A 24,651-nucleotide genomic window follows, 5' to 3' on the forward strand; every position below is an offset into this window, starting at 1 on the left:
TCAAAGAACAACCACACACCATCAGACAACCCACCAGGGCCACCATCCGGGGCTACCGTTCCAATCCCGCACCCGCCACTCTCGCGCCGGGCACTTTTACTACGTTACCTCACCGTCTGGCCCGTGTCAACCGGTGTGTCCCGGTCCGTCACGCTTCAAGCGGTTCGGCACCCGCGATCCAGCGCAGCGGAGATCCGCCTTGCCAGGTCATCGGATTTGGCAGGCCGGCCGCTGCGGTCTCCCGCAGGCTCGCCCGGTTCCCTGCCGGTCGTGAACCTTACCCGGTCGGTTTCGCTCCGCCAAATCCGCCTCCCGGCGTATCGAGCGAGCACCACCCGGTCCGAGCCTGGCCAGGAAGTTCCCGTCCAGGACCCGGTGCCATCGGCTCGGGCTCTCGGGTCTTTCGCCCCGTTTCGCCCGTTCCGCGCTGGCAGAGAGAAAGTTACGCGTCCGATGGAATGATCGTCAAATCGAGCGGGAGCGGCCCCGGTCACACCCCGATGAGACACCCCTCAGCATGACGAGGACCCGGCTGACCTGCCGTACTGATGGGAGTCGAACGGTTGCCCGGACTCAGGGCGTACGGCGGGATGCTGCTCTCCAGGCGCGGACGCCGAGCAGACCGACGGTCGTGCCGATGGCCAACGAGGCGCCGATCAGCAACGCGTGCACCCAGAGAAAGCCGGTCGCCGGCCAGTCCCCGACCACTGAGCTGGCCCACGACCTGGGGTCGTTCCAGATGGCCAGGGCGAAGCGGGGCCAGATCACCCAGGTCCAGACCCCGACCCCGGTGAGGAAGACCGCCCAACCTCGCGACAGCACCATGGAGGCCGAGTATGCCAGCGGCGTCACCGGGGCGGTCAGCAAGCTGGTTCGATCGGTACGGTTGAGCACATGAATCCGCCGCTCAGCCGTACCAACGCGGAGGCGCACCTCTACATGGATCTGCACGCCTGCTCGTGTGGGTCCACCCGGTTTCCCCGGCACAGTTCCGTCGTCGCGTTGGCCGACGGGGACCTGGCCAGCCGCTACACCGGCGCCTGCGAGGGCTGCGGCGAGGAACGGGAGTTCGTCTTCCGGCTACCGGCCACGCCGACCGATGCGGGTGGCGGGTTCCGCTACGGCGGTGACGAGCCCTCCCAGCTGCTCGATCCGGGCGAATGGCTGCTGGTCGCCGACGCGTACGCCGCCTCGGTGCCGGCGGAGTCCACCGGTGCGGCGGCACAGCGGGCGCGGGCCGCACTCACCCGTGCCGTCGCCGCCCTGGACGAGGTGGTCAAGTTCGCCCCCGACGGGGAGGAGATCCCCGGTGAGGCCTTCGTCAGCGACCGGGGTCGGCAACTGCACCAGCGTGAGCCGGGCCGGTTCCGGCGCGATCGGCTGGCCGCGGTTGGTGGCACGTACGCCGAACTGCTGAACCAGCTCCGTTGACCGCACCCAGCCCGCTCACCTGGGGCCGGTCTCCTGATCGGTGGCGAGTTGGGCGGGCGGCAGGTCAGGCAGGTCCAGCGGAGTCAGTCGACCGATGAGTTCGGGCATGGCCTCCGCCACCGGGCGCAGCTTGCGTTCGCGGGCCAGGGAGGCCGCCGGGCCGGGTGGACCGACCATGTCCTGCTCGTGCAGGAAGTGGATCACCTCGTTGCCGGTCGCTGCTGCCGAGACCAGCAGCAGACCCCCCGAGGGCCTGGCGATGACCAGCCAGTCCCTCGACAGCCAGGGGTCCCGATGGACCCGCTGGGCGTGCACCAGATCGACGGAGGGGTACTGCGGGTGCACCCCGAACAGCGGGCGTTCCGGCATCAGGGTGAACGAAACCCCCGGAATGTGGTGTTCCACCTCGGGCAGGGCCCCGTTGTTCCGGCCCAGCCAGTCGCGGTACTCCATCGGCAGCCGCACCCCGAGGGCGGCCTCCACCGACCGGAGTTGCTCCTCGTCCAGTCGGCCGTAGGGGCGAAGCCGCGCCGACTCCCACGGCCGGGCGGTCGGCGACTGCGCCGCCTCCTCGCCGTCCACCCGGCGAACGACGACCTCCCACTCGTCCAGGCTGGACATGGTGAGATCGGCGAACCGCCACCTCTCCTCACCGACCGGGAAGGTCTCACCAAGGGTTAGCTCGTGGTCGCGGTCCTCCCCGCCCCCGAAGGGCATGACGATGATCTCGGCACGTACCGGCGGCCCGACATCGACCCACCGGACCCCGAGTCGGGCCGGTCCCACGTTGGCGGTGGCATTGTTCGCGATGGTGGCGACATCAGTGAAGGAGCGCAACGCTTCTCTCCCGGTTCTCCCGGCTGGGCGTCGAGACAGACCTGCTCAGAACGGGCCCTCCTGGTAGTTGCGCGGGTCGGTCGCGGTGCCGGGCGGCAGGATCTGCACCGCCGGTTGATCGTCGGGCTCCTTCGGGGTCAGCTTCCCGATGAACTCCCCCATCGACCAGGCCACCGCCCGCAGCTTCCGCTCCCGTACCGCTGAGGCGGCCGGGCCGGGCGGGCCCAGCAGATCCAACTCGTGCAGGAAATAGACATGTCCCTTGAGCGTTCGCGCGCCGATCACCAGCAGCCCGCCGAAGGGGTTGGCGATCACCAACCAGTCCGGCGAAAACCACGGATCCCGGTGTACGCGCTGCGCGTGCACCAGGTCGAAGGGCGGGTACTGGGGGTGCATCCCGAACAGCGGACGCTCGGGCAGCAGCGAGAACGGCGCACCGGGAATGTGGTGCTCGACCTCGGGCAGGGCGCCGTTGTTCCGGCGCAGCCAGTCGCGGTAGTCCGGCGGAAGCGGATGCCCCAGCGCCGCCTCGACCGACTGGAGTTGCGCCTCGTCGAGTTGCCCGTACGGGCGCAAGCGTGCCCGCTTCCAGAGGTGACCGGTGGGCGGCTCCATCACCTCGTCCTCGTCCACCCGACGGATCTTCACCTGCCAGTGGTTGGCACTGGTCATGTCGAGATCCGCGAAGCGCCAGGTCTCCTCGCCCACCGGAAAGGTCTCGCCGAGGGTCACCTCGTACCGCGTGGTGTCTCCCTCCCGGCGCGGCATGACGACGATTTCGGCACGCACCGGTGGTCCCACAGCGACCCAACGCACCCCGAGTCGGGCGGACCCGATGTCGGTTGGGACGTTGTTACGGATCGACGTGTTGGCGGTGAAGGATCGCAACGGGTCCCCCTGTCCCTGTGGCCGGCATCCTCAGCCGTCAATCATCTCGTGCAGCGCGGACTCCTGCGGAAGCTTAAACCCGAGCACCTCGCGGGCGATCCGCTCCGCCTCGACCCGCCCGACGTTCAGCGACCTCCCGACGCCGGCCGCACCGCTGGCCAGCCAGTGGGCCTCCCGCTGGCTGTTACCGGATGACACCACCACGCCCAGGCCGCTCACCGAACCGTCGTCGCCCAGGAGCGCAAGGTAGCTGACGACGGCCCGCTCGTCTTCCAGGTCGGTGCGTCCCAGGGTGTGTCGGCGCGGCTTGCTCCCCGCCGCCACGGCCGTCTTCTCCGCCGCCCGCGGCACCGGGATCGAGGCCGTCAGCGGCGTCGCCAGCTGGGCAGGTGGGATGTAAGGGCTGGTCGGTGCGCTGGCCTGCGGGGCGGGGCTCGTACCTGCGATGTCCATGTGGGCGTAGCCGGGCCCCATCAGGTTCAGGAAGTCCCGGACCGGAATCGGTGCAGGATGTTCGTGACCCCATGGGTTGCGCAGCTGCACCAGACCGTCGGTCACCGACACGACCTCGTAGGCGTGCTGGGCGTAGAGCCCGAACGGCAGACTGGCAAGTCCCGGTGGGTAGGCGTCCTCGGGCCGGGTACCGGCGATAACCGGACTTCCGGCGGCCAGGAGGGCGGCCAGCCGAGCGGCGACGGCGGCCTCCTGCCCCGGTCTGGTGTCGAAGAGCGACATGCGGCTCGGCATACCGGTCAACTGGGTCATCAGCTCGGCCTGGAGTTCGCTGGTGCTGCCCACGTCCAAGCGGGCGTAGCCGAGCGGGGCCGCCCGATGCGGATCGTCCTTGCTGTGCCAACTGCTCCAGTCCCGCTGCCAGGCGTCGCGTCGCTGGTTGGTCCAGGTCCGGTCGACCGCCGCCAGCGCCTTCTCCAGCACCGCCGCCCAGCCTGAACCGTTCACCGAGCTGTCGGCATAGGCAGACATCCCCGGGCTGCCGGTACGCAGCGGCACATCCGGCCGTACGGTGATCCGCAGGCGCCGGCCGGTGGGTGTCGAGGTGCCACCCTGCGGCACGCTCTCGTGCAGCAGCACGTCGACCGAGCCGTCCGGGTTCGGCTGAAAGAGTCGCGCCAGCGCATCCGACCGGTGCCCGGCGACGGCGGCCATGGTGGCTAGCATCCCGCAGTCCCCGAGTACGCCCTGGTTTACCTGCTCGCGGCGCGGTGGGCCGTCGAAGAGAGGCGCTGGTCGCCCGGTGCGGTCGTCCAAGGCCTGGCCGTACTCGACCGGGCGGCTCGCATCCGGGTCGGGCAGGGTTACCCGGTCGGCGACCACGGCCACCTCGCTGCCGCTGACGGTCGGCTCGACCTCGACGTCAACCTCGACGATCGTGCTGGGATCCGGGGGCAGCATCGCCCGCAGCGCGTCGGTCAGGGCGTTCGGGACCAGCGCCATCAGCCGGGCGTCGCTCTGGTAGTGGAAGCCGTGGGTGCTGAGCACCGCCATCGCGGCGGGATTCGACCCGTACGCGGCACGGAAGGCGGCGGTCACCCGGCTGCGGTCCTCGGCCAGCAGTGACCTGCGGCCGGCCTCGGTGTTCAGGTCGAAGGCGGGGGCCGACACCGAGAGTTGGAACTCGGGGGCGCCGTCGAGGGTGTACGGGCGCAGGTCGAAGCGGCCGGTCAGGTCGATGTAGACGCCCTCGGCGGCCAGCCGGTCGGCCAACTGGGGATCGGTGCGGCGGATCGAGTCCAGGGTGGCCGGCGGCAGGCCGATGACCTGCCCGGCCAGGGCCGGCATCCGGGGCAGCGAGGACTGGGTCTGCTCCCCCTGCACAGCCAGCTCGCGCAGCTTGGCAGTGATTTCGGCGGCGGTCGACGGCCGGAAGTCGGGCGCCAGGCGGGCGCGGTAGTCGATGGCCCGGAAACGTTGCACCCGGTTCGGATTCGGGTTCACGGCCAGCGCCCTGGCCACCGCCTCCGGCGTGATCGTCGGCACGCTCAACCGGATTACCTGGTGCCACACGTCGGCGGGGAGCAGCGCCAGGCGGGCCGCTGCCTGCGGCGTACCCCAGCGTAGGCCGAGCCGGTCGACCAGGGCGTCGATCTCGCGGCGCAGGACCAGCCGGGTGCTCGGGTCGGCGGCCGGGTACGCGGCGGCCAGCAGGCGCAGCTCCGCCAGCCGGCCCCGATCGCGGGCGGTGAGACCGGCCGGGTCGATGGGTTGCTCGGCGGCGCCCTGGTCGAAGAGACCGGCCTGGGCCTGGCCGGTCTCGTGCCGGGCCACCAGCTCGGCCAGTTCGTGGGCCATCGCGCGGTCCACCACGGGGTCGAGGGCCCGGTCGGAGACCGTGAGGGTGAAGGTGCCGTCGAGGTTGCGGGTCGTCTGGGCCACCGTCGTGCCGGTGAGGGTGCCGGTGGTGACCTGGACCCGCAGCGGCGGCAGCCCGCCCGCCCGCACCTCGAAGCTATCCGGGCCGACGGCGACGACCTGGTCCGCGCCGATCGTGGCGGCCAGCGTGGGCAGCACCAGCCGGGCCCGGTCGAGCACCCCGGTCGGATCGGCCGTCGGTCGGCCCTGCCCGTGGAAGTCGGAGTCCGGCAGCGCCGCCACGCTGCTCTGCGCCACCTCGATGTGCCCGTACCAGGGGTTCATCAGATCCAGGAAGGCGCGTACCGGCATCGGGGTGGGGTGGCTGGCATTCCACGGATTCCGCAGCTGCACCTGCCCGTTCGCCACCGACACGACCTCGTAGGCATGGCCGGGGATGAGCTTGTACGGGGGTTTGCCGGGGTACCGGGCGGCCGGCAGGGTTCCGGTGATCACCGGGCTGCCGGCGGCCAGCAGGGTGGCCAACCGGGCCTCCGCCTCGGCCTCCCGGCCGGGGGTCGGGTCGAGTTGACTCACGCTGCTGGGCAGGCCGGTCAGTTGGGTGAGCAGTTCCGCCTGCACCAGTCGGCTGCTGCCGTTGCCCAGGCGGGCGTAGCCGAGCGGGGCGGCCTGATGCGGATCCGCCCCGGGCCGGGCGCTCCACTGCTGCTGCCACAGGTCGTGGCGTTGCGAGGTCCAGGTGCGGTCGACCGCGGCGATCGCCTTCTCCAGCAGGGAGGCCCAAGAGGTGCCGACCGTCGACTGGTCGGCGTACGCGCTGCGACCGTTCGAGTGGGGGTGCAGCGGTACGTCCGGCCAGACCGTGACCCGCAACTGACGTCCGGTCGGGGTGACGGACTGACCCGGGCCGTCGGCCTCGTGCAGCAGCACGTCGACCGAGCCGTCCGGGTTGGGGTGGAACATCTGGGCGATCGTGTCCGGCAGGTGGCCGGCCACCGCGCCGATCACCGCGATCATGCCGCAGTCGCCGAGCGCCCCCTGCTGCACCTCCTCCCGCTTCGGCGGCCCGTCGAACAGGGGCGCCGGCTGCCCGGTCCGGACGTCCTGGGCCGGGCCGTAGGCCGGACCGGGTGCGGTGGGGGTGTCCGGTGGCAGGGTCACCCGGTCGGCCACCACCCGGGTGTCACCGGAGGGTCCCTGGGTCGAGGTGCTCTCGCCCTGGGGGGTCGGGGCGGGCGGGACGGGGGTGATGCTGCGCAGCAGGTCCGTCAGGACGTCCGGCACCAGCCCCATCCACCGGGCGGTGCCCTGGTAGTGGAAGTCGTGGTCGGCCAGCAGGGCCGCGGCCTGGTCGCCGCGCAGCCCTCGCAGGGCGGCGCGGGCCCGCTGCCGGTCCTCGTGCAGTTGGGCCTGCCGACCGGCCGCCGTGCCGAGGTCGTACGCCGGACGGGCCGCACCGAGGTCGATGGCCGGCACCTCCGCCACCATGTACGGGCGCAGATCGTAGCGGCCGGTCAGGTCGACATAGACCCCTTCGCGGGCCAGTCGGTCGGCGAGCGGGGGGTCCACCGCCCGGACCCGGTCCAGCTGCGCCGGGGGGATGCCCATGATCTGTCCCGCGAAGGCCGGCATCCGCGGCATACCGGACTGGGTGTGTTCTGCCTCGACGGCCAGCTCTCGCAGCCGGGCGGGCAGCTCCGCCCCCTGCGGCACCTGGAAGTCGGGCGCCAGCCGGGACCGGTAGTCGATCAACCGAACCCGTTCCACCTCGGTGAGGGTCGGCGCCCCGGCGAGCACCCTCGACACCTCCCCCGCAGTCAGCGAGGGAACGCTGAGCTGCATCAGATGGGCCAGTACGTCGGGCGGAAGCAGCCCCCACCGGGCCCGGACACCCGGGTCACCCACCCGCAGCCCGAGGTGGCCGGCCAGGGCGTCGATCTCGGCACGTACGGCCCGTCGACCCTGGGCGTCCGTGGTGGGGTACCCGGCGGCGAGCAGCCGGATCTCGGCGAGCCGGCCCCGATCGTGGGCGGTGAGCCCGGAGGGGTCGATCGGACCGCGTACGTTGCCCGGGTCCAGTGGGCCGACCAGCGCCCGACCGGTCTCGTGCAGTGCGACCAGTTCGGCCACCTCGTGGGCCAGGGCCCGGACCACCGCATGGTTCGCGGCCCGATCCGACACGGTGACCGTGAAGGTCCCGTCGGGGTCGCGGACCGACTGGGCCACCACGGCGTCGGCCAACGGCCCGGCGGTGAGCCGCACGGTCAGCGGCGGCTGCCCGGCCGGACGGATCTCGAACCGGTCCGGACCGGCCGGTACCACCGCCTCCACCTGCGCGTACGGCGCCACCTGCGGCAGGGCGGTCCGCGCCAGGTCCAGCACCGCAACCGGGTCGGGGGCCGGTCTACCCAACCCGTGGAAGGTCGAACCCGGCACGGCACCGGCGGTCAGCGAGCCGGCCGTCGATACCCTGCCGTCATGGCCACGCCCGCCGAGCTGTACGCCGCCATCCTGGCCGCCCCCGACGACCTCGACCTGCGTCGCCGGTTCGCCGACGCCATCGAGGCCACCGACCCCGACCACGCCGAGCTGATCCGCACCGCCCTGGCGGGAACCCGGCCCGACCGGGCGGCCGCCCTGCGGTATCGGCGTGTCGTGGCCCGGCTCGCCGCTCCGGTCGCTCACCGACTCGTCGACTGGAAGGTGCGCCACGGACTCGTCGAACTGGTGACGATGACGGCCCGCGCCTTCGTCGACCACGGTGCCGAGGTCTTCGCCCACCTTCCCGTCCGCCACCTGACCCTGGTCGAGGCGGCCGGGCTGATGCCGCAGGTCGCCGCCGTCCCCAGCCTGGGGCGCCTGGTCGCCCTCGACCTGAGCGACAACCCGATCGGTGACGACGGTGTCGCCGCCCTGGCCGCCTCCGCGTACCTGGGTCGGTTGCGTTGGCTGGGGCTGGCCGGTTGCGGCCTCGGGCCGGCCGGGGCCGAGGCCCTCGCCGCCAGCCGTAACCTTCCCGCCCTGCGCTACGTCGAATGGTGGGGTAACTCCGTCGAGGTGGTCGCCAAGGGCGTCGGGCAGGACATCGACGGCAGGCCCGTCGGAGTCGAGATGCCGCCCCTGGGCCGGGAACTGGACGCCCGGTACGGCCCCCTGCCATGGCTCGACATCCAGTGGGGTTGGCGGCTGCTCGGGGTCGCCCGCTGGGACGAGGTCTGAGGGCACCTCCGGGGCGCCCAGGTTCGCCTCGGCGATCCGCTGGGCGTGGAACCGGATGCTGGGCGGGATGCCCCGGGAATCGTCCGGCAGGGCGGCGGCCTGGTCCACGATGGTCTGCCGCAGCGCCGGGCCGACCTTGGCCAACAGCGGAGCGGCCACCCCGGCCCCGCCGAGCACCCGCAACTGGCCGCTGGTGTCCCGCAGGCCCAGCACGTCGGCCGGGCCGTCGTACGCGGTAGCCGGCCCGTGCAGGGGCGCCAGGCTCACCTGGGAGAGCAGGTCGGCGACACCTCCCGGATATTCCGGGGCCTGACCGATCGAGAAGACCACCCGGTCGTACGTCTGTCGGCTGCCGTCGGTGAACTCGACCAGGAATCCGCCGTCCACGGTGTGCCGCAGACTGACGATCTCCCGCAGCGACTGGGTCACCTGGCTGCGTACGGAGTCGGCGTAGGCCCCGACCTCGGGCAGGGTGTTGCGCCGGTTGTACCCGCCGCCGAAGCTGTGCCGCAGCCGGGCCTCGGCGTCGTGCGTCGGGTCGCCGGTCAACTGCTGGGGCGGCGGATCCACCCCCCGGGCCGACCAGTCGACGCTGCCGGCCGGGGAGGCCACGGCCTGCTCGATGTCCCAGGCACCGGAGGCACCGGCGCCGAAGACGAGCACCCGGTCGCCGGGTCCGTAGGCGTCGGCCAGATTCTGCCCGCCGAAGTCGACAGCCGGGGCGGACCGACGGGGATCAGCGAAGGAGCCGTCCGGCGCGTGACCGAGTCGGGCGCGTACCTCCTCGGCCAGGGTGCCGGGGTCCACCGGTCGACCTTCGGGGTCGAAGAGCTGCCCGGTCGCGGGGTCCACGGCGTAGCCGGAGATCGGATCGGCCACCAGCGGATCGGTGGGCCGTCCGGTGAGGTCCGTCAGCAGGGGGGCGGCGGAGGGGTTGGCACCGAGGACGGTTCGTACCGTGGCCGGCAGGGTGTCCGGGTCGACCGGGGTGCCGTCGGGGGCGTGGAACACCGGGGCCGGACCGGACCGGTCGACCCGGTAGCCGGTCGTCGGGTCGACGTACCGGCCGGTGGTGTCGGCGGGCGCGTTCGGTACCCGGGAGGGGCCGGGTCCGGAGGCGACATCGACCGAGGCGGTAAAGAACTGCCGCCCGCCCACGGTGACCCGGAAGTTGGCGCCCTCCGGCCACCCCACCGCATCGGCCGGGCGGGGAGTGATCGCGGTCGCCGTGCCCTGGTAGGTGGGCATTCCGCTGAGGGCCCGGGCCGCTCCCACCGCGTCGGCGAAGACGTCGGAGGGGGCGAACTGGGTGCCCGCCTCGGCCAGGTCGGCCGGCTGGAACGGCAGCCCCGGCAGCTCCAACTCCGACGGGACCTGGCCCATCAGCAGGGCCTGTCGCTCCGCCCAGGGGTCATGGCCCTGGGACACGCAGAGCACCGGGGGCAGGCCGGTGCCGGTGTCGGGGGCGGCTCCCATGGTGACGAAGTCGGCCGTGGCGGCCCAGCCCCCACCGATCACCAGCCGACCGAAGACATGGTCCGGTGCGATGTCCAGGGTCGCGTCGACCCTGGTGGTCAGGGCCAGGTCGGCGTCGTTGCGCAGCGCGGTGGCCTGCTGCGCCCAGGTACGGGCCTCGGCGCGGATGGCCGACCGGGCGGCGCGCAGGTCCGCGACGAGCTGCCCGTCGGTCGCCTGGCCGATCAGGTTCTCGACCGCCGGGGCGACCGGACCCAGGTGGCTGCGGATCACTTCCAGTCGGGCCCGCGCCGCCTCCGGTCCGACCACCGGGTGGTTGCCACCCAGCCCGTGTACGGCGTGGGTCGGCTCCTGCTCCAGCAGGCCGGAGGTGACGAGCAGGCTCAACGCCTCGGCCTGCAACTGACCGGCCCGGGCCGCATCGGTGGTGGCGGCACTGTCGACGAGCACCATCCGCAGTTCGGCCAGCCGGCCGATGTCCCGGGCGGTGAGGACACGGGTGCCGTCGTACTCGGGTCGGGCACCCTCGGCCAGGGCGGTGGTGGCGTCGGTACGCAGGTCGACGGCGCGGTCCTGGGCGACCGTGTCCACCTCCGCGAGCATCGCGGACACGGCCCGCCGGACATGGTCCGGGTGGGCACCGGTGGACACCTGCACCACGGCACCGTCGGCGGTGTATGCCACGGTGGCCACCGGCACGAATGGCACCCCGGCCGGTGGGTCGGTCAGCTCGATCCGTACCCGGTAGGGGCCCTCCGCCGTGTCCAGGGTGACCGTGCCGGTGGCCGGGTCCACCCTCGACTGTTCGGGCAGCGGGCCGTCGGTCAGCGCCGCCTGCACGGCCTCGGCGGTCCGGGCCGCATCGATGTCGAGCAGGGCACCGCCGAAGGTCGTACCGGCGGCGGCCTGCCGCAGGTCGGGCCCCTCGGCGAGGGTCGGGTCGGAGTCGGAGCCCGGCGGCCCGGCGGGTCCGTCGAAGTCGGCGGTATCGGTCAGGCTGCCAGGATCGGTCGGGTCGGCGGTATCGGTCGGGCCGTCCGGGTCGGTCAGGCTGTCGGTTCCGGTTCGGGCCAGACCTGCCGACCCTTGATCCGGCCCTCGCGTCGGGCCTGGGAGTACTCCTCCATGATCCGCCGGGGTGGCAGGCTGGAGTGAACCGTGATCACTCCCGTCCGGTCGATGATGTAGCTGCCCTGGCCCACCTGCATCCCCGAGGCCCGTTCCTGCTCCGAGAGTCTCTCCCGGGCCAGCCAGCCGAACTCGAACTCCCGAATCATTATCGGATTCCCGGTTCCCAGCAGCCGGCTGATCAGCGTCAGCGCCTCGTCCTCGGTCAACTCGCCCCTCTCCGTCAGGCACCATCATCGCCCAGAGGGCGTGGGTGTCCCGCACGTCGGCGGCCGGCATGTCCACCGACGTCGTGCCCGTCTGGGGATCCCACCACACCGGCGCCTCGGCGTCGGCCGGGAAGACGATCACGAAGGCGTGCGAGCCGTCGACCTGCGGTTGGCCGTTCTCGTCCAGGACGACATTGCCGGCGCCGTCGAGGAACAACCAGTCGGCGACGACGAGTGCCGAGGCACCCGGTCCGGCGTCGGCCACCTGCTGGTACAGGTCGGCGTACTGGGCGGCCACCGCCTCGGTACGTGCCGACAGGTCGGTGGGCAGAGCATCCGGGCCACCGATCCACTGCCCGCCGATCCACGCCTCGGCCCGCTCCAGTCCGCCCTGCTCCCCGGAGAGTCGGTCGATGGATCCGTCGGCCAGTCGGTCCGGCCACCGTGGGCGCGACACCTGCGGGTCACCGTGGAAGCTGGCCAGCGCCGACAGCGAACTGTCCAGGCAGTTGTTGCTCCGGCCCGGCTGATCCGGCCCGCCGTCGTTGACCAACCGCCCGTACGGGTGGGTGGAGGGGTCGGCGAACACCGCGTACCCCTGCGGGGTGGCCAGGCTGGCGGCCAGGTCGTCGTGGAAGCGGCGACTCTCCAGCGGTGCCAGTTCGCCCGGCCCGAACCGCCGGCCCTCCTGTAGCGACGGCGGCCCCGGGGTCAGGTCGCCTGGCGGCAGATCTCCGTCAGTTCGGCTTCCGTCGGCAGCGGCACCCTCGTGAAGTGGGCCACCTGGCGTTCCGCGGTCGCCCGGTCCACCCGTTCGATCGCGTGGCGTTCCGGATTCGCCCACAGGATCGCCGCCGCCACGTCCGGACGGAAGGTCCACGCGCCCGTCGGACGGTCCCAGATCACCGCCTGGGTCGGTCCCGAACTCTGCGCCTCGGCGATCACGTTGACCGGTGGACCCGTCGGATCGTCCGGTCTCCGCAGGAGGAAGTAGCCGAACGTCAGCGCCGTCATGCGGGCCCCCCATCAGGTCAGGATCCAGACCGGGCAGGTCGGACGCCGTCAATCCTCGCGCGGCGAGCACGTCGGCGAAGGTCTGCCCCTGCTGCCCGAGCGAGTCGAGGTACGCCTGTCGCACACTCGCCTGCCCGGGTGAGGCCATCCACTTCGCGAAGCTGGTGTTCTTCGGGGTGTCGAACCGTGCGGAGTCCGTTCCGCCCGGCATCCTCGCCGCGATGCCGTTGGCCTTGTTGATCGCGAGGATGTCCAGGAAGGCATGTATCCGAGCGGCCGGTGTCTGCGCGGGGTCCCGCATCACCTCGTACGGCACATGGGTCTGCTTGCCGATCGCGTAACTGGTCGCCGTCGGGAACTGCAACTCGAAGGTGCGTCCGGTCGGCGAGGTCAGGGTGCAGTTCAGTCCGAAGAACCGGTTGCCCGGGTGCCAGAAGTTCTTCAGGTCGGTGACCTGGTAGCCCTGCGCCTCCAGCGAGGACAGCACGGCGTCCACCGCCGGCCCGTACGCCTCGGTCTCCGGCCCCTGCACCGAGAACCGCACCACGTCGTTGACGGCCTCCAGCGCGGAGTCTAGGTCGTAGCCCAGCGGTTCCCACTCGGTGCGGTACTTGCGGGCCAGCGACTCGGCACCCTTGACCCGGTGCTGCTCGCCGAGGGTGCTCAGCGCGTCCGCCCCGGTCAGCCCAAGCCGGGCGTTCACCTCGGCATTGACCCCGTGCAGGTCGGCCAGGATCCGATCGGCGTCCAGGCGCGCGTCGGCCAGCGCCTCGTGCAGGGTCGTCTGATCCGACTCCGGGAGCCCGTCCAGGTACGGGCTCGGCGCCGGGTCGCCGTCCGGTGCCGGGGCGCCGGGGTCACTGGGGCCCTCGGTGCCGGGAGGGCTGCCGGGGTCACTCGGGCTGTCGGATCTGGTGCCGGCCGGACCGGACCGGGTCTCGGCCGCCGGGTTTCCGCCCTGCTGATCGGACCGTTCGGGGGGTACCTGGGTCCCGTCGGGCGCCGTCGAGTCCGGGGGTGCCGGTGGCCGGGCCTCGGTCTCGGTCTCGGTGTCGGTGTCGGTGTCGGTGACCGAGTGGCGATGCGGGTCGCCCTCGGCGTCGAGCACGATCGACCAGACGTTGCCCGGCTCGCCGTGCACCGGCTCGCGGTCGGAGATCAACTGGTTCTGCGCGTCGACCCAGATGATGGTGCCCTCGTGGTTGACGGCGTTCCAGGTGTGCGCTCCGTTGCCGTCCGGCTGGGTGGTGATGATCAGGGCCGCCGAGCCGGGGCCGGCGGCCCGCAGCGCGTCGGCGACCGCCTCCAGCCCCGGGTTGCCGGTTCCCTGGTGGGTGAACTCGGTGCGCAGGGCCTGTTCCTGCCGGGCCGTGCTGCCCTGTTCCACCTCGGCGGACGCAGCCGTCGGCGCGGCCACCTCCGGCCGACCGAACCAGGTGGCCAGGACGGAGAGCCCGACGTCCGCGCAGTTGTTGTCGCGCCCCGGGACGGTCGGACCACCGTCGTTGACCAGGGCCGCCCACTGCCCGACGCGGGGGTCCGGATGCACCACCGGTCCGCCGCTCGCCGGGTCGCGGGGCACGGCAGCGTCGAGGGCCTGCTGGTCGGCCTGTGCCGGGGGGACCAGGCCGTTCGGGTCGCCGTAGGGTCGGTTGTCGCTCAACGGCGGGCCGTTGCCCACCACACCGGGGACCGGCGGCTGGTAGGTCTGGGAGTCCCGCTCCGGGTCCGCGATCGGCTCGATGGCGAACTGCGGCAGGAAGTGGGCGCAGGAACGGCAGGGCGGCCGGTGGTGCCCCAGGTCGTAGACGATGTCGTTCTGCCGCGCCGGTCTCACCTGATGAGTGATGATCTTGGCGCCGTTGAGGGCGTCCAGCGCGTACTGCTCGAACTGGCCAGGCTCGCCCGCCGCGCGCCACTGCGCTTCGAGCCGGTAGAGCTGATCAGAGACCAGGGCCACCTCGGCGCACTTGCCGTGCCCACTGCCGGTTCCGTCCGGCAGGGCCGCCGCCGTACGGTCCAGTGCGGCCTGCGCCAGCGGATGCACGGCCGGCTGGGTCGGCGGCTTGGTGCCCTTGTCCGCAGTCATGCTGGTGTGGGTGGTGATGCCACCGTCGGGCATCAGCAGGGCACCGGAGGTGCCGGGCTGCTTGGCCCGGGAGATCGAACCGTCCTTCACCGCCCGCCGGGCGGCCTCGGCCAGGGCCCGTGACGCCTCGATCAGCGCCCGCTCCACCTCCGGGCCGGTCGGATCGCCGTCGACCGCCGTCGGGGCCAACTGCCAGCTGTGCGTACCACCCCCGGTCGGTCCTTCGGAGCGCCGAACAGTGTTCGGATCCACCGGGCCCCGGTCGGTGCCCGGCACCGCCGGATCGCCCGGCTGGAGGGTCCCCGTGCTGACCGGGGCCACGATGACGACCGGCCCGCCGGTCGTCGACCGATCAGCCGGATCGGCCCGGTCAGCCGGATCGGCCCGGTCAGCCGGTTCGGCCCGGTCAGCCGGTTCGGCCCGGTCAGCCGGTTCGGCCCGGTCAGCCGGTTCGGCCCGGTCGGCCGGTTCGGCCCGGTCGGCCGCCGGGTCCGTGGCGGCGTCCGGGGTCCCGGGCGTGGCCTGCACCTCGGTGCCCGCACGCGCGGGGGTGGTGTTCGCATCGACCCCCGCTGGCGTGGACGCGACATTCGGCGTACCGCCTGCCGTCTCGGCCGGGGCGGCAGGGCTGGCCTCGACCTGCGGGGCCGGACCGGCATTGGCCTGCGAGACCGGGCCAACGTTGGCCTGCGGGGTTGGGTTGGCGTTGGCGGGCGAGGCCGGGTTGGTGTTGACCTGCGAGACCGAGTTGGCAGTGGTCGGTGGGGTCGGGCTGATGTTGGTGGGCGGGGCCAGCGAGACCGATCCGGCCGAGTTCGCGGCCGTGGTGTTCGCCGGTGCTCTCGGGGCCGGTGCCGTTTGGATACCGGTGTTGCCGCTGGTGGGCGTGGTGGTTGTGGCCGTCGGGGTTCCCGGCGCGGTGGCCGAGGGGGTCGACGAGGAGGTCGACGGCGTGGGAGCGGGATTGCCGGCGGGCGGCGCGGTGGTCGCCTGCGGTGGGCTCACCGTGCTGGTCGGTGCGACCGTGCCCGGGGTCGGTCCGGCCGCAGGGCCGACCGGTGGTGCGCCGGGCAGCATGGCCGGTGGGAGGTCCGCGGCGAGCGGATCCGCCCCGGTGACGACCGGGGCGCGGGTACCGTCGCCGCTCGTACCGACGCGGCCGGTGTCCGGAACCGGGCCTACGCCGGGAGTGTGGCCGGACGAGGTGTCGACGGGCGCACTCTGCACCGCATCGGACGAGGTGTCGGCCGGGGAACTCGGAGCCCGGTCGCCGGTGGTGTCGGCCACTGGGCCCTGGGATCGGTCGCCGGTGGTGTTCGTCGGGGTGTCCCGAGCGGCCTGCTCGGCTGGCGGCCCGCCGTCGACCCGGTCGGCCGGGCCGGTCTGCCCGGTGGAGTCGGACCCGGGGCGGTCGGTGGTGGGGGCCTCGCTGACCGGCGTAGCCGGATCGGTCCGGGTGCCGTCCGGGCCGGTCTCCCCGCCCGGAGCTGCCGGAGAGGGGGTGCCTTCGTTCGGCACCCTGCCGCCGGTGGTGGCCGCCTCGTCGGGCTGGGTCGCTGCGGTGGTCTCGTCGACCCGCCCATCGGCAGCGGCGGGGCTGGGGTCGGTGGCACCGCTGGCCAGGTCCACATTGCCGGTCGCCGGGAAACCTGCCGTCGGGGAGCCGGTCGCCGGAGAACCGGCTGTCGGGGAACCCTCGGAGGGTGCGCCGGCGGCCGGATCGGTCGTTGCCGGGGCGAGGCTGATCGAACCCGACCCGCTCTGCGGTACGGTCCCCCCGCCGGACTGGCTGGTCCCGCCGCCTGTCTGGCCGGTACCGCCGCCCTGCTGACCGGTGTCGGTCTCCGTCGCTCCACGGCCGGGGCCGCTCGAAGTGCCCCCTTCCGCGCCGGTTGCACCGGCGCCACTGTTGGTGTTGCCGAGGTTGCCGAGGTCCGCCCCGCCTACCCCGGAAGAAGGATCGAAACCTGCGCCGAGACCTGCCCCGGGGGTGATCGAGACGTTCAGCCGGTCGAGGCCGAGGTTGGTGACCTTCGCGGCCATGTTGCCGGTGGCGCCACCGGCGAGGGTGGCGCCGGTGCGACCGGCACCGCTGGCGAATCCGCCGAGGAAGGCGTCCGCGCCGGGGAGGACGAACTGTTGGTTGACGCTGGCGTTGGCGAGCACGCTCGCGGCCGGTGAGATGAGGGCGTTCTGGGCACCTGAGGCGATGCTGTTGGTGCCCCAGCGCACCACCCCGCTGCCCGGGAAGGACAGCCGGTTCGGGCTGAACGAGAAGGGCATCCGGGGCGCCGCCCTACGGCCGGCCCAGTTCATGCCGGAACCCAGCACGGCACCGTACGCGCCGCCGACGCCCGCCGTCAGGGTCCGGTTGCCGTCCCACTGGCGTCGCTCGCCGCTGCGCATCTGGTACGCCTGGGCGCCGACATCGATGATCAGCTCCTCGCCGATCTCCTCCAGCAGCTCCAGGCCCAGCCGGTTGAGGCCCTGCCGGAAACCCTGACTCGTGACGATCTGCCCGACCCGGGACCCGGCGGTGCGCAGTGCCGCCTGCATCCCCGCCCGGGTGAGCAACTGCCGTCCCATCTGGGCGATGAGCCGACGGAAGGCGACCGTCACGGCCTGTCGGCCAGCGGCCAGGATGCCCGGGATGGCACCGGCGGAGACCCCGCCCAGCCAGGCCATAAGCAGGGCGACGAAGACCGCGATGACGGTGATCATGACGGCGATCAGCACGGTCAGTTTGGCGTACTCGATCTCCAGGGCCGCCTGGTCGCAGCCGGATGCGTAGGCGGCCGCGATCTCGTGGATCAGGGGCAGTCCGGTGTTCGGGTCCACCCCGATCTGGTTCCACAGGGCACCGAAGGCCTCGCCGGCCCCGCCACCCCAGTTCTGAAGAATCTTCATGACCGCCGGGTCGGCCTCGGAGAGGGTCTCCCGCACCAGGTCAGCCAGGGACTGCCAGGCATCGGCCAGCTCGCGCATCCGGTCCTCGTCGCCGGTGGGCCACGCCTCACCGGCGCTGACCCAGCAGATGGCGTCCCAGACCCAGCCGTACTCGCCCAGCGAGTCCTTGGGATTGGGTATCGCCACTCCGTGCGCCCCTCTGTCCGATGTCTACCGCGAAGTGCAGAACGGCTACTTGCCGCCGCCTCCGAACAGCGTCTTGACCATGTCGTCGGTATCCACGGTGCCCTCCACGGCGCCCTTGACCGCCGGACCCATCTGCTCCACCACGGGCACGATGTCGCCGGTCAGGTCCAGCACCTTCTGCGCCGGCTGCTCACCGTCCAGGTAGCTCTTGTTGAACTCCTTGCCGGGCTCGTCGTCGCCCCAGGGCCGGGCACCGTTGAGGGTGTTGATGGTGCCGGCGAGACCCCGCCAGCGAGCGGCCAGTTGGGCGCCGGCGGTGGTCAGGGTGGCGGCACCCTCCAACGCGCCGTCCGGGTTGACGAAAGTCTCGCGGAGCTCGGTCATCGCTTGTCCTCCCCGGGCAGGTCACTGTCCAACTGGCGGAAGATGCCGTCCAGGTCGTGGTCGATGTAGGCCTGGAACTGGCTGTCCGGCACGTACGGCTGGAGCAGTCGCTCGACCTCGCCCATCACCTCCGCCGTGGCGCGGTGGATGGTCTCGGTGACCGTGGCGGACAGTTCCTTGGAATTCGGGCGACGGTAGATGCGCGGATCGAACTCGACCTTGGTCACCTGACCGCGCGGCCCGACGGTGACGGTGACCAGACCGTCGTCGGAGGTGACCGTCGACTTCACCGCCTTGAGCTGCTGCTGGAGGTCGCCGACCCCGGAGCGCATCCGCTCGAACTGGGCCATCAGCTCGTCGGCACGAGCGCGCAGCGCCTGTACGTCCATGGCGGTGTCCCTCCCCGTCGCGCCCCTGCCACATGACGACTCGACCATACTGAATGTAGGCGACATCAGGGATGGGCGACCGGTCGCTAGGATGCACCGGCACCGGTCGACCGGAGGTGAGCAGGAATGGTCCGCAGCCGTCCTATGGCGACTCTCGCCCTGGTGGGAGCGGTGCTGACCACGGCACTCGCGGTCTCCGCTCCGGCACCGGCCCAGGCAAATCCGGCGATATGCCAGAACCCGAGCGACCCCGGCGAGGTCAACACCGAGACCCCGTGGCATCAGCGGTGGCTGGCCCCGCAGCGGGTGTGGCCGTTCAGCACGGGCGCCCAGGTACGGGTAGCGGTGATCGACTCCGGCACCGACAGTAGTCATCCCCAGTTGGCGGGGCGGGTGGCCACCGGATTCGACGCGCTGCGTGGCGCACCGGGCGGCGACGTGGACTGTGTCTCGCACGGTACGGCGGTCGCCAGCATCATCGCCGCCGCCCGGCAGGAGGGGGTGGGCTTCCACGGCCTGGCACCGGACGTCACGATCGTGCCGATCCGGGTCAGTGAACGCAACGCCACCGAGAGCGCGGACACCGCCGGTGCCTCCGTCAGCGGCGCGGTCTTCGCCCAGGCGATCATGCGGGCGGTCGACGACGGCGCCAAGGTGATCAACATGTCGGTGACCCTCTACCGCCCGGACCCTGATGTGCAGCAGGCGATCCGGTACGCGGTCGACAAGGACGTCGTACTGGTCGCCGCCGTGGGCAACCTGCACCAGGACGGCGCCCGGCCCGATCCGGTGCCCTACCCCGCCAGCTACGAGGGGGTGATCGGAGTGGGCGCCATCGACGAGACCGGCTCCCGCATCCGGCAGTCCCAGATCGGTCCGTACGTGGACATCGTGGCCCCGGGTGGGGCGGTGGTGGCGGCGACCAGGCTGACCGGTCACGCCGCGTACGACGGCACCAGCTTCGCCACTCCGATGGTCAGCGCGACCGCCGCGCTGATCCGTGCGGCGGAGCCGGGGCTGTCGGCCAATGAGGTCACCCGGCGGATTCTGGCCACCGCCGATCCGGCCCGGGGCGACGCGGCACACGGCTACGGCAGCGGGGTGGTCAACCCGTACCGGGCGGTCACCGAACGGCTGACCACCGCGAAGCCGGTGCCACCGCCGCCGCTGCCGGAGGTGCCGCAGAACGCGGCGGCCGAGGCCCGTGCCGAACGCTGGGCCCTGTTCGGCCAGTTGGCCCTCTGGATCGGGCTGGGCCTGGCCACCATCTCGATCGGGGTGGCGGTGCTGGCTAGTCTGCTGCCGCGTGGGCGGCGTACCCGGTGGCGGCCCACCCGACCGGCCGCACCCCCGCCCGCCCGGCCGGAGATCGACGAGCCTGAGGAGGTCTTCTTCCGGGTACCCTCCTCGACCTCGCGGGGCTGACGGCGGCACCACCCGACCCGGAAACCCGCAGCATCAGGCGCCCCGAACCCACCGGGGGGGTAGACATGACGATGGCCCGGCGGATCGCCGGGCCATCGGGTGTAGCGGGAGCGGCTCAGCCGCCGAACTTGGCCCGGTTGGCCGCCTCGCGGGCCTGCATCTTGCCGGCCGACTCGCGCAGCGCCCGCTCGATGCGGGTGAGCAGGTCACGCAGGTCGTTGGCGGCGGACTCCCACTCGCGCTGGCGCTGGAAGTACGCCTCGCGGGCTTCGCCGTCCCAGGTGGCCAGCAGCGGGGCGATGCCCGACTTGAGGCCCTCCAGCTCGCTGGTCATGTTCCGGACCGAACCGTTACAGCTGTCGGCCGCCGCGTTCAGACCGGCGAAGTTGTACTTGATTTCCATCGTGAGTTCCCCCGTCAGAGCTTCAGTGCTGCGGTGATCTGACCGGCGGTCGCACCGGCGCTGCTCATGTCGGCTCGGACCTCTTCGTCGCTGACGTCGTAGTCCTTACCGGCCGAACCGACGGCCTCGGCGATCGCGCGCAGCGCGATGTTGAGCCGGGCCATGTCCTGGTCGAACCGCTCACGAACCTGCTGGAACGAACCCGCCCCAGCACCCTTCCACTGGTCGTAGAGCGGCGCGAGCTCGTTCATCAGCCCGTTCAGGTTGCTGGTGAGCCGATCGGCGACAGCATCGACGTCACCCTCGGTCTTCAGCATCAAGCCGGTGTCGGTACGCATCGACATGGCGGAAGTCACCCCCGTCCTCGTTTGGGATCGCCCCGCAGGCATCGGGGGCGGTCTTTCAGTCGGCGCTCACGCACCATCGTCGCTCGAACGGTAACGGGTCGCATCCAGCCCGCGCTAGACCGGCGACCCGGCTACCACTCCATTATGGGTGGTGACCGTCATTCCGGATCAAGTGCCTGTTTCGCACTGGTCGGATCGAGTGCCGGTCCGGCGGGCAGCCGCACCACCAGGCTCGCCGGCAGGCGTACCGGTTGCACACCCGAGTAGCCGAGCATCGCCGGCACCCCCTCGGAGGCCAGCGGATAGCGGTAGCCCAGGTCGGTGACCAGGTTCAGGGTGCCGTTTTCCTGATCGGGCGAGGACAAGGCGTTGACCAGTACGCCGTAGCCGGGCTCGATGACGACCCGGTCGGCCAGCGGGACTCCGCTGCCGGTCTGCTCCCGGGTGCGCACCGGTTCCCGTACCGGCTCGACCTGCGCGTCGAGCAACACGGTCGGCTCGTTCTGGCCGGGCTGGTACTCCGCACAGATGGCCGGGTCGCTGCCGCTGAGCCGGGCGATCTCCGGGCGCTGCTCCGGTGCGCGGTGTCGCCCCTGCTGGGGCGGAGAGGCCTTAGGTGCGGCGGCGGCCGTACCGGCGGCGAGTTCGATCGGTACCGGTTTGCTCCCGTCCTGGTACGCGGCCTGGGTCTCGCCGTCGGCCAGCAGGACGTCCGCCTGGACGGGGGTGATCGGGACCAACCGCTCCCGCTCGACGACGTAGTACTGGCGGCTGTCGTTCTGGCTCTTGACCACATAGACCTGACCGACCCGGGCGTTCGGCAGGGCGGTGGAGGAGGAGCCCCGGTCGGGCACCCGCCGAGGGGTGATCGTCTCACCGGCGGGCAGGGCGTTCAGCCACGCCCCGCCGACCTCGACCACCGGTTCGGCGGTCATCACCAGACCCTCCAGCACAATCTTCTCGTTGCGGATCTCGTACCGGTGGTCGCGCCAGACCAGGTGCAGCCGTTTGGTCTTGCGGTCGCGGACCAGCAGGGCCGCGTCGCCCGGCTCCCGGCCCCCGCTGGGCGCCCGGCCGACGGTGAGCACGGTGGTGGCGACGACGCCGCCTGCCGGGTCCCGGGCGGGCTGGGTGCACAGGGTCCACGCGCCGTCCAGGATGCGGCCCGCTGCCGGCAACGCGTCCGGTGCGTCCGGGATGCCGATGCGGGGACCTCGGGGGGTGCCGACCAGGGAGTTGCGGGACACCGACACCGTCGGCGCGGCCGACTCCAGGGCCAGCAGGGCGGAGGCGTAGTTGACCACTGGGTGCAGCCGGCCCTCCCGGTACAGGTACCGGGTGCCGGTCTCCTTCTCCAGGATGACCCCGCCGCCGTCCTTCCACTTGGTAGCCCCACCCGGGCGCAGCAGGCCGTACACCCCGACCCCGGCCAGGCAGAGCACCGCCACCATGACACTGGCGAAGCCGGCACCACCCAACCGGCGGAACGGCGCCGCCTCCGGGTCCGGCTCGCGGGCCACCAGAGCGGAGGTCATCCGCTGCACGAAGAACTGGTACGACTGAACCTGGTCCCGCCGCGACGGCATGGCACCCTCCCCCTGGCGTACGCCGGCACGGTCACGATCGCCGGACCGCGGTGCCTACCATAGGCACGATGTCGAGCCCGCCGGTTCCCGCACCCGGCGTCGACCCTCGACGCCGACGACGGCAGCCCGAGGAGCGCAACGATGATCAGTCGTGACCAGGCCCTGGCGATCGCCCGTCAGTGGGCCGGTGCCGGTCGGCCCGGGCCCCCGCCCGAGGTCTTCCTGCACGAGTTCGACCTGGGCTTCGTCGCGTGGCGGGCCGAACCGGCGGCTGCGGCCACCGATGGGCCCCCGGCGCCACCGCCGGCCACGGGCTACCCCCGGGCGGTCATCGACCGGGAGACCGGGGAGGTGTCCCAGTGGCCGTCGCTGCCGGAGCACCTGATCGCCGAGCGGTACGCCCGCCGCCAGGCGGCCGAGGGTCGCTTCCCGCCGGAGGTGCGCCACGTCCTGGAGTCGGCCGGGTGGTTCCCCGGGCGTGATGTCACCTCGGCGGTGGATCACTGGATGGTCCGGTTCGCCGATGATCTGGCGGGTCTGGAGTGTCCACCCACGGCACGGGCCGCGCTGACCGAGTTCGGTGGCCTGACCCTGCCCCAGTTCGGCCGCAGCGGCCGACCCGGCGGGGGCTTCACCAGCTACCTCCACCCCACCCGCGGTGGGGTGACGACCGAGGGCGCCCGGGGCTTCATCGAGGAGTACGACAACCCGGTCTACCCGATCGGCAACAACGAGGACGGCCCCTCCGAGCTGGTGATGGACGCCCAGGGACGGGTCTTCCTGCTGCACTGGGCCGACGAGTTCCTCGTCGGACCGGATCTCGACTCGGCCATCGTCAGCCTGATCCGGGGCGACGAGATGACCGAGGCCAGTGAGCTCGACTGGTGAGGGTCAGCCGTTGATCGCGCGCATGAAGGCGTACAGGCCGAGCACGCTGCAGGCCACCGGCACCACGGCCAACTGGAGCAGGATGTCCAGGATGTCGCCGAACCGGGCCAGTCGGGGCGAGGGGGCCCGCCGGCTGTAGGCGAGCCCGGCGGCGGCGGAGATCCCGGCGGCCACCAGCGCCACCGGCAGCACGGCCAGCACCCGGGCCGCCGTGGAGGCGTCCGCAGCGCCGACCAGGGGCAGCAGACCCAGACCCACCAGGCCGACGGCCAGCATCGGAACCCGGTGCCGGACGGTCGGCACCAGCCGCGCCCGCAGCAGGTAGCCCAGCGAGACCACGGCGGCGAGCAGCAATGCGGCGGTCGTCCCGGTGGCGGTGAGCACCACCAGGCAGCCGATGGTGACCAGGAAGGCACCGAAGATCATGCCGGTGAGCACCTCGTCGGCCCGGGCGGTGGCCTGGTAGATCACCTCCCGCTTCGGTTGCGGTTCGTCGCGCAGCAGATCCTCGGCGGTACGCGGCAGGGCCGGCATCGGCATCTTGCCCAGCCGGACGGAGAGCAGCGGCATCGCCGGCAGCAGCAGGGCCACCGCGCTGACCACGACGGCGCTGCCCTGCGCGGCGTCCATCGAGCCCAGCGCCAGCAGTCCACCGACCATGCCCCAGAAGCCGACGAAGACCGCCGCCACGAAGACCCGGGTGGCGTCCCCCACCCCGAGCAGGCCGAGCAGACCGGACAGCAGCAGCACGGCCGAGCCGAGCAGGATGTGCGGTGCCCCCAGTGCCCACACCGACTCCCCGGTGCCGATCACCAGCACCCCGCCGACGAAGGCGTAGGGCAGGCCGGCGGCGGCCACCACCGCACCGGCCAGCGAGTCGGCCATCGCCCGGGACAGCACGATGCCGCAGATCAGCAGCAGCGCGGCGGCGCCGAGGGCCACCGCGCCGCCGAGCCAACCGGGTTGTTCGGAGGTCACGATCACGGCCAGGCCGAGCAGCAGCAGCACCCCGGCCACGATCAGGCCGGTCAGCCGGGTGGCGAACGGGGTCCAGGCCACGCCCCGCCGCCGGGCCCCGTCGGCCACGGCCTCCATCAGATCGTCGTACGCCAGCTCCGGCCACTCGGTACGGCGGGGCACCAGGTGCAGGGTCTCGCCGTCGCGGACGTTCTGGGCGGCGAGGGTACGGCTCAGGTCGACGGCACTGCCGTCACTGCGTCGCAGCATCCAGCCACCGTGGGCGGTGCCGTCCGAGGGTTCCTCGTCGGCTTGACGCAGCACCGCCGGCAGCAGCCCGACGAGCGGCAGGTGCTCGGGCAGGGCTAGGTCCAGCCGCCGACTGGGTGCGACGACGGCGATACGCGCGAGTCCGGTTCCGGCCTGGGTGACCACTGAAGACCCTTCGGTACGCGAAGCGGGCCCGATCGATCGGCCCGCTGCTGTCATGACGGGAGAAGGCTACCTACCATGTGCCGGTGACGCGGGTGCCGGTTCGCGGCGGTGGCCGAGCGTAC

13 protein-coding genes are annotated in these 24,651 nt (G+C 72.3%); 3 read left to right on the forward strand and 10 right to left on the reverse strand.

Annotation, left to right across the window (positions count from 1 at the left end):
• Nucleotides 1–573 precede the first annotated feature (573 nt).
• Nucleotides 574–825 carry an SCO4848 family membrane protein gene (locus ACLQ2T_RS27630; RefSeq protein ID WP_425769285.1) on the reverse strand — a complete coding sequence of 84 codons (252 nt, stop codon included), beginning with the start codon at nucleotides 823–825 and terminating at the stop codon, nucleotides 574–576.
• A gap of 69 nt (nucleotides 826–894) precedes the next feature.
• Between ACLQ2T_RS27630 and ACLQ2T_RS27635 the strand changes: the two genes are divergently transcribed.
• Complete coding sequence (locus ACLQ2T_RS27635) at nucleotides 895–1,431, forward strand: hypothetical protein (protein ID WP_425769286.1); 537 nt, start codon at nucleotides 895–897, stop codon at nucleotides 1,429–1,431.
• A gap of 15 nt (nucleotides 1,432–1,446) precedes the next feature.
• On the opposite strand, the gene ACLQ2T_RS27640 is transcribed toward ACLQ2T_RS27635, so the two are convergent.
• The 5 genes from ACLQ2T_RS27640 to ACLQ2T_RS27660 are packed head-to-tail and all read right to left on the reverse strand — an operon-like array spanning nucleotide 1,447 to nucleotide 18,488.
• Nucleotides 1,447–2,268 (reverse strand): DUF6406 domain-containing protein, encoded by an 822-nt coding sequence (locus ACLQ2T_RS27640; protein WP_425769287.1) that lies wholly within the window; start codon nucleotides 2,266–2,268, stop codon nucleotides 1,447–1,449.
• A 45-nt stretch (nucleotides 2,269–2,313) separates the two neighbouring features.
• Entirely contained in the window at nucleotides 2,314–3,156 is an 843-nt protein-coding gene (locus ACLQ2T_RS27645) for a DUF6406 domain-containing protein (protein ID WP_425769288.1), read from the reverse strand.
• Between the two features lie 30 nt (nucleotides 3,157–3,186).
• Entirely contained in the window at nucleotides 3,187–17,715 is a 14,529-nt protein-coding gene (locus ACLQ2T_RS27650) for a toxin glutamine deamidase domain-containing protein (RefSeq protein WP_425769289.1), read from the reverse strand.
• Between the two features lie 45 nt (nucleotides 17,716–17,760).
• Nucleotides 17,761–18,099, reverse strand: a complete 339-nt coding sequence (locus ACLQ2T_RS27655; RefSeq protein WP_425769290.1) for a hypothetical protein — start codon at nucleotides 18,097–18,099, stop codon at nucleotides 17,761–17,763.
• Complete coding sequence (locus ACLQ2T_RS27660; protein WP_425769291.1) at nucleotides 18,096–18,488, reverse strand: YbaB/EbfC family nucleoid-associated protein; 393 nt, start codon at nucleotides 18,486–18,488, stop codon at nucleotides 18,096–18,098. The genes ACLQ2T_RS27655 and ACLQ2T_RS27660 overlap by 4 nt, the downstream gene beginning before the upstream one ends.
• Before the next feature lie 126 nt (nucleotides 18,489–18,614).
• Between ACLQ2T_RS27660 and mycP the strand changes: the two genes are divergently transcribed.
• Nucleotides 18,615–19,913 carry a type VII secretion-associated serine protease mycosin gene (gene mycP / locus ACLQ2T_RS27665; protein WP_425769292.1) on the forward strand — a complete coding sequence of 433 codons (1,299 nt, stop codon included), beginning with the start codon at nucleotides 18,615–18,617 and terminating at the stop codon, nucleotides 19,911–19,913.
• A gap of 115 nt (nucleotides 19,914–20,028) precedes the next feature.
• On the opposite strand, the gene ACLQ2T_RS27670 is transcribed toward mycP, so the two are convergent.
• The 3 genes from ACLQ2T_RS27670 to eccB all read right to left on the reverse strand — a co-directional run bounded on the left by ACLQ2T_RS27670 (nucleotide 20,029) and on the right by eccB (nucleotide 22,249).
• Nucleotides 20,029–20,316, reverse strand: coding sequence for a WXG100 family type VII secretion target (locus ACLQ2T_RS27670; RefSeq protein WP_425769293.1), 288 nt, complete (start codon nucleotides 20,314–20,316; stop codon nucleotides 20,029–20,031).
• A 14-nt stretch (nucleotides 20,317–20,330) separates the two neighbouring features.
• Nucleotides 20,331–20,660 carry a WXG100 family type VII secretion target gene (locus tag ACLQ2T_RS27675; RefSeq protein ID WP_425769319.1) on the reverse strand — a complete coding sequence of 110 codons (330 nt, stop codon included), beginning with the start codon at nucleotides 20,658–20,660 and terminating at the stop codon, nucleotides 20,331–20,333.
• A gap of 161 nt (nucleotides 20,661–20,821) precedes the next feature.
• Nucleotides 20,822–22,249 (reverse strand): type VII secretion protein EccB, encoded by a 1,428-nt coding sequence (gene eccB / locus ACLQ2T_RS27680; RefSeq protein WP_425769294.1) that lies wholly within the window; start codon nucleotides 22,247–22,249, stop codon nucleotides 20,822–20,824.
• A 141-nt stretch (nucleotides 22,250–22,390) separates the two neighbouring features.
• Here eccB and ACLQ2T_RS27685 point away from each other — a divergent pair, with 141 nt between their 5' ends.
• Nucleotides 22,391–23,137, forward strand: a complete 747-nt coding sequence (locus tag ACLQ2T_RS27685) for an SUKH-3 domain-containing protein (protein ID WP_425769295.1) — start codon at nucleotides 22,391–22,393, stop codon at nucleotides 23,135–23,137.
• 3 nt (nucleotides 23,138–23,140) lie between these two features.
• On the opposite strand, the gene eccD is transcribed toward ACLQ2T_RS27685, so the two are convergent.
• The gene (eccD, locus tag ACLQ2T_RS27690; protein ID WP_425769296.1) at nucleotides 23,141–24,529 is read right to left on the reverse strand and encodes a type VII secretion integral membrane protein EccD; all 1,389 of its coding nucleotides are present in this window, start codon (nucleotides 24,527–24,529) and stop codon (nucleotides 23,141–23,143) included.
• Nucleotides 24,530–24,651 lie beyond the last annotated feature (122 nt).

It is taken from the genome of Micromonospora sp. DT229 (genome assembly GCF_049844505.1).
Taxonomy (GTDB): domain Bacteria; phylum Actinomycetota; class Actinomycetes; order Mycobacteriales; family Micromonosporaceae; genus Micromonospora.

Bases quoted from the DNA above. Each gene is read 5' to 3' on its own strand.
- ACLQ2T_RS27630 (WP_425769285.1), bottom strand. From the start codon at position 825: ATGGTGCTGTCGCGAGGTTGGGCGGTCTTCCTCACCGGGGTCGGGGTC.
- ACLQ2T_RS27635 (WP_425769286.1), top strand. From the start codon at position 895: ATGAATCCGCCGCTCAGCCGTACCAACGCGGAGGCGCACCTCTACATG.
- ACLQ2T_RS27655 (WP_425769290.1), bottom strand. From the start codon at position 18,099: ATGACCGAGCTCCGCGAGACTTTCGTCAACCCGGACGGCGCGTTGGAG.
- ACLQ2T_RS27660 (WP_425769291.1), bottom strand. From the start codon at position 18,488: ATGGACGTACAGGCGCTGCGCGCTCGTGCCGACGAGCTGATGGCCCAG.
- mycP (WP_425769292.1), top strand. From the start codon at position 18,615: ATGGTCCGCAGCCGTCCTATGGCGACTCTCGCCCTGGTGGGAGCGGTG.
- ACLQ2T_RS27670 (WP_425769293.1), bottom strand. From the start codon at position 20,316: ATGGAAATCAAGTACAACTTCGCCGGTCTGAACGCGGCGGCCGACAGC.
- ACLQ2T_RS27675 (WP_425769319.1), bottom strand. From the start codon at position 20,660: ATGTCGATGCGTACCGACACCGGCTTGATGCTGAAGACCGAGGGTGAC.
- eccB (WP_425769294.1), bottom strand. From the start codon at position 22,249: ATGCCGTCGCGGCGGGACCAGGTTCAGTCGTACCAGTTCTTCGTGCAG.
- ACLQ2T_RS27685 (WP_425769295.1), top strand. From the start codon at position 22,391: ATGATCAGTCGTGACCAGGCCCTGGCGATCGCCCGTCAGTGGGCCGGT.